Annotated in this window: 10 protein-coding genes; 3 read left to right on the top strand and 7 right to left on the bottom strand. The window is 66.2% G+C overall.

Annotated features, from left to right (window positions below; genetic code table 11):
• A partial coding sequence (gene pyrE, locus ACYVI5_RS14120; protein ID WP_460580763.1) for an orotate phosphoribosyltransferase occupies positions 1-509 on the bottom strand: 509 nt, incomplete at its 3' end.
• A gap of 86 nt (positions 510-595) precedes the next feature.
• On the opposite strand from pyrE, the gene ACYVI5_RS14115 reads away from it, so the two are divergent.
• Complete coding sequence (locus ACYVI5_RS14115) at positions 596-2,488, top strand: DUF2207 domain-containing protein (RefSeq protein ID WP_460580762.1); 1,893 nt, start codon at positions 596-598, stop codon at positions 2,486-2,488.
• A gap of 41 nt (positions 2,489-2,529) precedes the next feature.
• On the top strand, positions 2,530-3,381 hold the full coding sequence (locus ACYVI5_RS14110; RefSeq protein ID WP_460580761.1) for an exodeoxyribonuclease III: 852 nt from the start codon (positions 2,530-2,532) through the stop codon (positions 3,379-3,381).
• A gap of 16 nt (positions 3,382-3,397) precedes the next feature.
• Here the strand turns inward: ACYVI5_RS14110 and ACYVI5_RS14105 are convergent, their stop codons facing one another.
• Positions 3,398-4,315: an AEC family transporter gene (locus tag ACYVI5_RS14105; RefSeq protein WP_460580760.1), complete on the bottom strand. Its 918-nt coding sequence runs from the start codon at positions 4,313-4,315 to the stop codon at positions 3,398-3,400.
• Between the two features lie 102 nt (positions 4,316-4,417).
• Here ACYVI5_RS14105 and ACYVI5_RS14100 point away from each other — a divergent pair, with 102 nt between their 5' ends.
• Positions 4,418-5,233 (top strand): alpha/beta fold hydrolase, encoded by an 816-nt coding sequence (locus tag ACYVI5_RS14100; protein ID WP_460580759.1) that lies wholly within the window; start codon positions 4,418-4,420, stop codon positions 5,231-5,233.
• A 37-nt stretch (positions 5,234-5,270) separates the two neighbouring features.
• On the opposite strand, the gene ACYVI5_RS14095 is transcribed toward ACYVI5_RS14100, so the two are convergent.
• The 5 genes from ACYVI5_RS14095 to ACYVI5_RS14075 all read right to left on the bottom strand — a co-directional run bounded on the left by ACYVI5_RS14095 (position 5,271) and on the right by ACYVI5_RS14075 (position 8,835).
• The gene (locus ACYVI5_RS14095) at positions 5,271-6,107 is read right to left on the bottom strand and encodes an SDR family oxidoreductase (protein WP_460580758.1); all 837 of its coding nucleotides are present in this window, start codon (positions 6,105-6,107) and stop codon (positions 5,271-5,273) included.
• A 49-nt stretch (positions 6,108-6,156) separates the two neighbouring features.
• The gene (locus ACYVI5_RS14090) at positions 6,157-6,555 is read right to left on the bottom strand and encodes a PIN-like domain-containing protein (protein ID WP_460580757.1); all 399 of its coding nucleotides are present in this window, start codon (positions 6,553-6,555) and stop codon (positions 6,157-6,159) included.
• A gap of 18 nt (positions 6,556-6,573) precedes the next feature.
• A complete protein-coding gene (locus ACYVI5_RS14085; protein WP_460580756.1) occupies positions 6,574-7,242 on the bottom strand; it encodes a DUF433 domain-containing protein in 669 nt (222 codons plus the stop codon).
• Between the two features lie 103 nt (positions 7,243-7,345).
• Entirely contained in the window at positions 7,346-8,596 is a 1,251-nt protein-coding gene (locus ACYVI5_RS14080) for a type II toxin-antitoxin system HipA family toxin (protein ID WP_460580755.1), read from the bottom strand.
• Positions 8,593-8,835, bottom strand: a complete 243-nt coding sequence (locus ACYVI5_RS14075) for a helix-turn-helix domain-containing protein (RefSeq protein ID WP_460580754.1) — start codon at positions 8,833-8,835, stop codon at positions 8,593-8,595. The genes ACYVI5_RS14080 and ACYVI5_RS14075 overlap by 4 nt, the downstream gene beginning before the upstream one ends.
• Positions 8,836-9,514: the final 679 nt, after the last annotated feature.

Genomic DNA, 9,514 nt, shown 5'->3' with positions numbered 1-9,514 from the left:
TACGGGTAGCCGGCCTGCTCGATGACCTCGCGGGCGCCGGTGTTGCGGTCGACGACGACGGCGACGGCGGGGATCTCGGCGCCGACCTTCTTCAGCGCCTCGATCGCCTTGAGCGGGGATCCGCCGGTCGTGGAGGTGTCTTCGAGCACAACGACGCGCTTGCCCTCGAGCTCCGGTCCCTCGACCTGCTTGCCGCGGCCGTGGTCCTTGGGCTCCTTGCGCACCACGAAGGCGTCGTACGCCAGGCCGCGCGCGGCGCCCTGGTGCAGAATCGCGGCCGCGATCGGGTCCGCGCCCATGGTCATCCCGCCGACGGCGACCACATCGGGAACCTCGGCGATGAGGTCGAGCATGACCTGACCGATCAGAGGAGCGACCCGGTGGTCGAGGCTCACCTTGCGCAGATCGACGTAGAAGGATGCCTTCTTGCCGCTCGTCAGCGTGAAGTCACCGTGGAAGACGGCCTCGTTCGAGATGTGGTCGATGAGCTGCTGGCGGGTGTCGGTCACGGATAAAGATTAGTCGTGGTGGGGCTGTGAAGGCCCCGGATGCCCGCAACTCCGCGGGCCACGCCGCCCCTCGCTACCCTGGGGCGATGCGCATCGCACACGTCGTCAAGGTGACTGCCGCAGTGCTCGCGCTCGGCACGCTCGGTGCCCTGGGCATCACCCTCGACTCGGAGCCCGCCCGCGCTTCTGCCGCGAGTCAGGCATCCGCCGGCAGCGTCCGCCCGTTCGCCGACGACCCTGTGACCTCGCTCACGCTCGACCGGTTCGACGCCGTGTACGACCTGCACCGTGATGCGGCGAAGAACTCGTCGATGACGGTCACCGAGACCATCGGCGTGCGGTTCCCCGAGGCCGACGTCAACCACGGCATCGAGCGTGCGATCCCGACGTTCAATCAGGACATCGCGTTGCACCCGCACGTCGTCTCCATCACGGATGCCCGGGGCACGCCCCAGCCGTACGAGACGGTGGACAGCGGGGACGCCGGGTATGGCGACGACATGACCGTTCTGCGCATCGGCGACAAGAACGCGTACGTGCACGGCGCGAAGACCTATGTCATCCGGTACACGCTGAAGAACGTCGTCTGGCATTTCGCCGACACGAATGACGCCGAACTGTACTGGGACGTCAACGGGACCGGCTGGAACTCGCAGATCGCCGAGACCTCTGTACGCATCTACCTGCACAACGGCACCGCTGCGGCACTAAACGGCAAGATGGCGTGCTACCCCTTGGCGAAGGAATCCGCCAAGGGCGTCTCGCAAGAGCCGTGCACGATCGGCACCGACAGCGGGTCGATCGTCGCCAGCGTTCGAGGACTGAACTACTACAAGTCGCTCACGGTCGCGATCGGCTTCGAGAACTCCGCGTTCGCCGAGCCGCCGCACGAGCAGAAGGCCTGGCAGTGGGTGGTCGTGCCGTGGCTGTTCTTCATCCCGCTGCTCGGCGGTCTCGCCTGGGTGATCTACCTGCGCACCGGACCGTTCCGGGATGCCAAGGGGCGGGGCATCATCGTGCCCGAGTACGACGCGCCACGCGGTGTCTGGCCGATGCTTGCCGCTGACTTCTTGCGCAAGGGCAACGCGGCGTTCCCCGCCGAACTCGTCGGGCTGGCGGTGGGGAAGTACCTCACCATCTCCGAGAACGCGGATGCCCCGAGCAGCTCTCGCTACACGGTCACTCTCACGAACGCCGACTGGTCGGCTCTCGACAGCTCCGAGGTGACGCTGATGCAGGTGCTGTTCCCCGGCGGGATCGTCGGCAACTATCGGGTGCTCGACCAGACCGATCGCACGCTGGGGGATGCGCTCGCGAAGCAGCGGGCATCCGCGCCGAAGCGCGTGACCGAGCTCGGGCTGCGGGCCAGGACGAAGCGCCAGGGCAACGGGTGGGTGCGGTTCGGCCTCTTCGCCCTGCTGATTCTGCCGATCGTGCACCTCGGTTTCGCCGCAGCCAACCACGCTGGCGTGCCGTGGGTCGTGCTACCCGATGTCGCGGCCGCGGCCTTCGCGATCGTGCTGCTCGTGCTGACGGCGCCGCGTCTGCGCATCACCGACCGGGGTGCAGAGGTGCGCGACCACCTGGAGGGCCTGGAGCAGTACATCGAGCTGGCCGAGAAGGACCGGCTGGCGTTCCTGCAGAGCCCGAAGACGGCAGAGCGTGTCGACGTGAGCGACTCCGGGGCCGTGGTGAAGCTGTATGAGAAGGTGCTGCCGTACGCGATGGTGCTCGGAGTCTCCGAGCAGTGGGTGAAGGTGCTCCAAGACCGCTACGCCACGACCGGCGAGAACGCACCTGACTGGTACAGCGGCCCATCGCCGTTCCTCACGCTCGCGCTGTGGTCGAGCGCATTCTCCACCTCCAGCTTCGCCACGACGCCGTCGTCGTCGAGCGGCAGCTCCAGCTCGTTCGGCGGCTCCGGCGGCGGAGGATTCTCCGGCGGCGGTGGCGGCGGAGGCGGAGGCGGCGGCTGGTAGACCGTCGAGCCCTGTCGGATCCAGCCGATAGATTGGGCCGCATGCGTGTCGCCACCTGGAACGTGAACTCGATCCGCGCCCGCGTGGGCCGCATCGTCGACTGGCTCGTGCGCGAAGACGTCGACGTTCTGGCGATGCAGGAGATCAAGTGCAAGCCGGAGCAGTTCCCGCTCGAAGCGTTCGAAGAGGCGGGTTACGAGGTAGCGATCCACGGGTTCAATCAGTGGAACGGTGTCGCCATCGCCTCCCGCCTGCCGATCGAGGATGTCGCCACCGAGTTCGACGGCATGCCCGGCTTCCTGAAGGGCGAGGAGGGCCCCGACCTGCCGCGTGAGGCGCGCGCGATCGGTGCGACGATCGCCGGTCTGCGGCTGTGGAGCCTCTACGTTCCGAACGGCCGTTCGCTTCAGGACCCGCACTACACGTACAAGCTCGACTGGCTCGCGACTCTCGCAGCGGATGCCCGCACCTGGCTGGCCGAGAATCCGGACCAACCCCTCGCGCTGATGGGCGACTGGAACATCGCGCCGACGGATGCCGACAACGGCGATCCCGCCGTCGTGCCCGGTCTGTCGACCCACATCTCGGCGCCGGAGCGTGAAGCGTTCGCCGCGTTCGAGACGATCGGCATGACCGATGTGGTGCGCCCGTACCAGCCGGAGGGCTTCACGTACTGGGACTACAAGCAGCTGCGCTTCCCGCGCAACGAGGGCATGCGCATCGACTTCATCCTGGGATCGCAGCCGTTCGCCGACCTCGTGACGCACGCAAGCATCCACCGCAACGAGCGCAAGGGTGATGCACCCAGCGACCACGTGCCGGTCATGGTCGAGCTCGACGTCTCACTGCACGGTGGGAACGAAGACGAAGACCGCCCGATGATCTTCGGGTAGCGCGTGCGCTATCCCGTCATGCCAGCAGCCACGCGATGACGATCAGCGCCGGTATGGCAGCGATCGTCGTGACGAGCACGGTGTCCCGAGCGAGCACCTCGCCTCGCTGGTAGCGACTGGCGAAGTTGAACACGTTCTGCGCCGTCGGCAGGGCACCGAGCGCGACGGCCGCGAACAGCGCGTGCCCGTGCAGCCCGAGCGACGCGGCGACGATCCATGCCACCAGCGGCATGAACACGACCTTGCCGATGGATGCCGCCACGATAGGCATCCGTTCGTGTGCCGCGCGAAGCGGGCGGGCGCCGCGCAGCGACATGCCGAACGCGAGGAGCACCAGCGGAACCGCGGCCCCGCCGAGCAACTCGAAGGGCTGGAACACGGCATCCGGAACCTTCCAGCCCGTCAGGTCGAGTGCCAGTCCGGCGAGAGAGGCGAGGATCATGGGGTTGCGCACCGGCTGCGTCACGATCGAGCGGATGGATGCCCGTCCATGCGCAGTGATGTCGAGCACGACGAGTGCGGTCGGCGCGAACACGATCAGCTGCAGCAGGAGCACCGGCGCCACGAATGATGCATTCCCCAGCACGTATACGGCCACGGGCAACCCGATGTTGTTGGCGTTGACGTAGCCTGCGCCGAGCGCGCCGATAGTGGTCTCGGCGGCGGACCTGCGGAAGAACAACCGGCTCACCAGCACGAAGACGCCGGCGGAAGCGATCGCCGAGGCTGCCGCGATGATGACGCTCGACGAGAAGACCTCGCGGAGATCGGCCTTGGCCAGCACGGTGAAGAGGAGAGCCGGGTTGGTCACGAAGAACGCGACCCGATTGAGCACGAACCCTGCGGACGGGCCGCCGACGCCGAGTCGTCCGGCGAAGTAGCCGACGACGATGACGAACGCGATGATCCCGAACCCGATCAGCACGCCTGTCACCGCTCAAGCCTACGGACCGCGGGTTGACCTCCGCGCCGGCGATGGCAACCGTTGCCGCCGCGACTCCTGGCTCGCGCATCCGGCCGGCCGTAGGCTCGGACCATGCCACACCTGAGCGTGCCGGGAGCCGAGCTGTACTACGAGGCGGAAGGGCCGGCATCCGCTCCGACCGTGCTGCTCATTCACGCCGGAATCGCGTCGCTGCGAATGTGGGACCCGCTCGTGCCTGTGCTGGTCGACGACCACTACGTCGTGCGATTCGACACCCGCGGCTTCGGCCAGACGCGCACCGACGACGTGAAGTTCAGCGACCGCACCGACGCGCTCGACCTGCTCGATCACCTCGGTGTTCAGAAGGCGTGCGTCATCGGCGCTTCGCGCGGCGGCCGGATCGCGCTCGACCTCGCTCTTGAGGCGCCGGAGCGCATCACCGGAGTGGTGACCGTTGGGTCGACACCGAGTGGCCTGCCGGATGTCGAGCTGACGGATGCCGAGGATGCCGCCTTCGACGCCCTCGACGACGCGTACGAGGAGCAGGACTGGCCGCGGGTGGTGGAGCTCGAGACGCTGCTGTGGGCCATCGCGCCCACGCGGGATGCCGCGAAGCTCGACCCCGCATTCGTCGACACCGCGTTCGCGCTGAACCGGCCGAACGCGGCGCACCGCTCGGAGGCGCCGATCGTCGAGCCGGCCGAGCCCACCGCGTACGAGGCGATCAACGATCTGCAGGTGCCGTTGCTGGCAACGGCAGGGGAGTTCGACTTGTCGGCGGAGCTCGCCGCGCAGGCGTTCCTCGTCTCGGCGCTGCCGCGATCCGAGGGATACATCTTCAGCGACACGGCGCACCTGCCGAGCGTGGAGCATCCGGACGAGTTCAACGCCGTGCTCCGCGCCTGGCTGACTAAGCACCACCTCTGAGCCGCACGCCGCACGTACCGCCCGTTGAGCACCAGCCTCAGCGACGCCCGATGAAGTCGTCCATCGAGGAGTAGACGCCGAAGACCGGACCGGCGACGGCATCCCACGCCCGTACCGGAAGGATGCCCTTCAGCGCGCGGGCGAGCGCGACCGACTTCGGGAGCGTGAGCAGCGGGCGTCCGGCGAGCATGGCATCCCACACCTTGTCGACCACGTAGTCCGGACGCATGATCGGCGTGAGCAGCGGTCCGCGCGCTCCCTCGAACATGCCGGTGTCGATGTAGCTCGGGGCGACGGTGGTGACCTTGACGTTTCCGTGGTCTTCGCGCTCGAGCTCGAGGCGCAGGGAGTCGCTCCAGCCGATCACCGCCCACTTGGATGCCGCGTACACGCTCATGCGCGGATTCGACAGCAACCCCGCGGCCGACGCGACGTTCACGATGCGTTTGGCGCGGTAGGCATCCTTGATCATCGACGGCAGGAACTCGCGCGTCACGTACATCGGCGCCAGCGCGTTCACCTGCATGATCTTGCGGGTGTCGTCGCCGTTGTCGTGCTCCCAGAACAGGGCGCCGCGAACGATGCCGGCGTTGTTGATGAGGATGTCCGGATCGCCTGCCAGCCTCCGCACCTTGTGTGCGGCCTGTGCGATGGCGCCCATCTCGGCGAGATCGACGACGTACGGATGGATGCTCGTGCCCGTCTCGGCAACCGCGCGCAGCACCTCCGCGACCTCGTCGAGTGCCGCACGGTCGACATCCCACAGCACGACAGACGCGGCGCCCTCGAGCACGGCCCGCTCGGCATAGAGCCTGCCCATGCCGCTGGCCGCACCCGTGATGAGGATGCGCGCGCCCCGTACCGTTCGTGTCACGGGTTCTATTGTCGCGGGTTGGGGTGTGCCGATATGTGCGGTAGCCGGGTCAGGTGCTGCGACGCAGTCGAATGCGTCCAAGCCGCTCGGCGTAGACGCCGAGAACCCACGGGCCTGGATCAGCGGCGGCACGTTCGATTCGCGTTTCGTTAGACACAAGCCGAGTAAGCGCCTCTTGCCCGGTCAAGTTGCCACTGGCGATGACGAGGACTCGAGCCTCCGCCGCAGAGATCGCCTCCGCTTCGAACGGCCGCTTAGCCACATTTCGATCCTTTGTGATGAGCACCTCGCCGCGCTCTGATGCCTCCCGGATCCAGACCGGATCATCCACGAGCTGTGACTTTGCCATCCCGTATCGCTCGTCCATCGTCAGAACAATCCAGCCCGCGGCACGCAATCCCTCAGGCACGATGCGCGAACCGACTCCACGGTCGATGAAGAACCGCAAGTCGGAGCGCATCGTGAATCAAGCGGCTGCGTAATTCAGGTACAGAAGATCGTTGAGATCGAGCCGAAAGTCCTCCGCGACTTCGGCAGGCGGTTCCCCAGCACGAACTCGCCCGAGCAGATCGTCCAGCGCGATACCTCGCGATTCGATGGTCGGCCTGCCGCCATTGAGCAAAGGCCGAACGATGACCTTCGTGTCGGTGAATTGGGGAAGAGCAATCGAGGACGCGTAGCCCAGGTCACTGAAGTCGATCTGTTTCAGGTAGCCCTCGACGACCTCATTGAAAACGGCTTGGCCGTTGCGCACGACCATCAGTCGTTTGTCTGCGGGATCATCCGACTTGATGAGAACCTCAGCACCATCGGTGACCAAACGCTTGTTTGCCAGCGCATGGTCCAACTGCAAATGCTCCTTGAGCATTTGCACGGCGGGGCGAATGCGTTGAAGAGGAAGGCCGGCTTTCCGGAACGCGTTCAGCACGTACACCTCGGCCAAGCCTGTGAACGACACCCGCAGGCCGGCACCCTTACCGACACCTTCAATGACAGGCGGGTACGAGCGCCCGTCGGCAGCGCGACCCACGAGCCAACTGTGGACGGTGGACGCCGGGGCAGCCACGATGCTCGCCACCTCGCCCTTCGTGTACAACGGCACGGTGTACGCCCGCTCCAGAGTCTGCCTGCCCACGTGGCGATGATAGCCAGGACTGCTGACTCGGCACGGCAGGCGCTACGTTCCTGTGGACGGAACTCGCTGTGGCGGGCGCCGGAGAGTGCGTCTCGCTGACGCCCTATCGCGTGCGCCCCGCCGGTTGGCCGGAGAGCAGGTTCCGCGCAATGCGCACGATGTCGTCCTGCACCGATGGGGCGGCACCGGGAAGTGGTGCCTCATGTTCGGCCGCGTCGAGAACGTGTGCGAGAGTCTCGTCGATCACTGCCTCAGCCCGGCGAAGCCGCCAGGATGCGAACTCGCGGACGAGGTCGGTTCGCGTAAGTGCCGCGTGCGCATAGACGCCACCGACTGCCATTGCCAAGCGTCCGTCGATTCCGGGCACGTGGGTCAGGGGAACAACGTCGTAGGCCGGCGCGAGCTGCACCGTGCCGTCGTTCAGGTGGAGGGCCGAGATGTTCTTGGCATGCAGGTCGAGGTTGCCAATCGCGCACGCGAGCACAACCTGTTCGGCCAGCGATTCGATCTCCCGAGGTGCGCCGGCTGTCTCGAGTGCTTCGGCTACGCGTCGGAGAGTGACGCGTCCGCCGTGCTCCTGGTACTTCTGGTCGCCGGATGCCCCAAGAATCTGATTGAAGTCCTCCTGATGCACCCGATCGCCCGGGTAGCTCGAATCGCGGTCGTACCTCGTGATGGCGAGCGCGTCCAGGCCCGCGAATTGCTCGATACGGGCATCCACCGTGCGGATGCCCGCCGCTCGCGCGACCCGTGCTCCGTACTCCTCATCGAAGATCATGGTCTCCCGAACGGATCCGTCGTTGAGCGCCGGCTTGAGGATGTGGGTGGACGGGTAGCCGTCGATGGCCTGCAGCCAGGTGGCGCCCTCCCTCGCCAGCACGATCTTCGATTGCACGCCGGCCAGAGACGTGCGGCCGTGGTCCGGGGCGTTGCCGAGTGGAGTACGAAGGTACCGCTCCATGAGCGATCGGATCTGAGCGCCGTCGACAGGTACCCCCACGCCCTCTTTGGGTTCGGTGGGATCATCTACGTTCCAGATCTGAAGGGCGCCCGCAACGTCACGACCATAGACACTCAGGAAGGCCAAGACGTCGTCGGGCCGCCGAATACCGGCAGCGTCGAACATCGCCGTGCGGATGCGCCCTTCCGGAAGGAGCTCGGCAAAGAAGTTGCGCCTTCGACCGGCATCAGCCTTGCGTGGGTGGCTCCCGAGCGGGATGGCAATCGAGAGGATGCGGCTTCCCGCGCCGAATGCGCGAACGGCATCCGTCGTCTCCGTGAACACGAACGTACGCGGATCATCGCCGTCGAGGTGCCCGATCCTCTGACCGTAAAGCTCGACCGCGAGCTTCATCCGCGGTCCTCATCATCAGCCCACTGCGCGGTCAGCTGCACACCGGTCGCCTCAAGCAGCTCGAACAACCGGCGAGCCCACAGGGTGGGTCGCCCAGACTCCATTTCGCTGATCGCTCGCTGACTCAGCCCGATGCGCCGGGCGAGCTCTCGTTGCGAGACGCCCATCCCATCGCGGGCCTGCTGCAGGACGAGCCCGAAGTCGTGGGGGCTACGAATGCGAGCGTCGTACTCGGCCATGAGACCTCCGATCCGAATATTCAGATCATATCCGGCGATCTGGAAATGCGGATCACCCGGCTGAGCCGCTCTTATGGGTCGAAGGCACCCTCTGTAGATCCTCATCCGCGGTTACCGCGGCGGCAGTCAACTCGCACTCGTTCCCCATTAGTGGGGCAAGACGGGCGCTTGATCGGAGCGACATGCTAGGGAGCCGTAAGCCCAGTTGAGGAGAGTTATGTCAATCGCGCCCCCAGGAGATCCGAAGCGAGGGTCGGGTTGGCTTCGCAAAGTGCCTGTTTCGACATGGGTTGGGGTCGGCTGCACCGCCCTTCTTGCTCTTGTCTCGTTGGCGGGTGGCATCTGGTCGATGCTTGCCGTGATCGCGTTGGTAGTCCTCACCACCGCTGTCTACGGATGGATCTTCCGGCGAGCTACTTGGCTGAGATTGCCCCGGAAACGCGTCGCAGCAGCCATCGGCGTGGGGATAGCACTCACCATCTTTATTGGCTCGACCACTGCCTACGGCGCCGCGCATCCAACGACAGCCCCTGCTGGTGTTGCCGTCTCATCGACGCCGACACCCAGCCCGACGCCCACGCCTGTAGTCACGACGAAACTCGTTAGCGATGTCCCGCGTCAAGTAGTTGGCAGGATTTCTTCTCGATCGAAGTTGGGGATGGTGGGGTCGGCGTGGCCG

The sequence above is a fragment of the Humibacter ginsengisoli genome (assembly GCF_054780095.1).
Note: the sequence above shows the minus strand (reverse complement) of the source record. Positions and strands in the feature narration are given on the sequence as shown.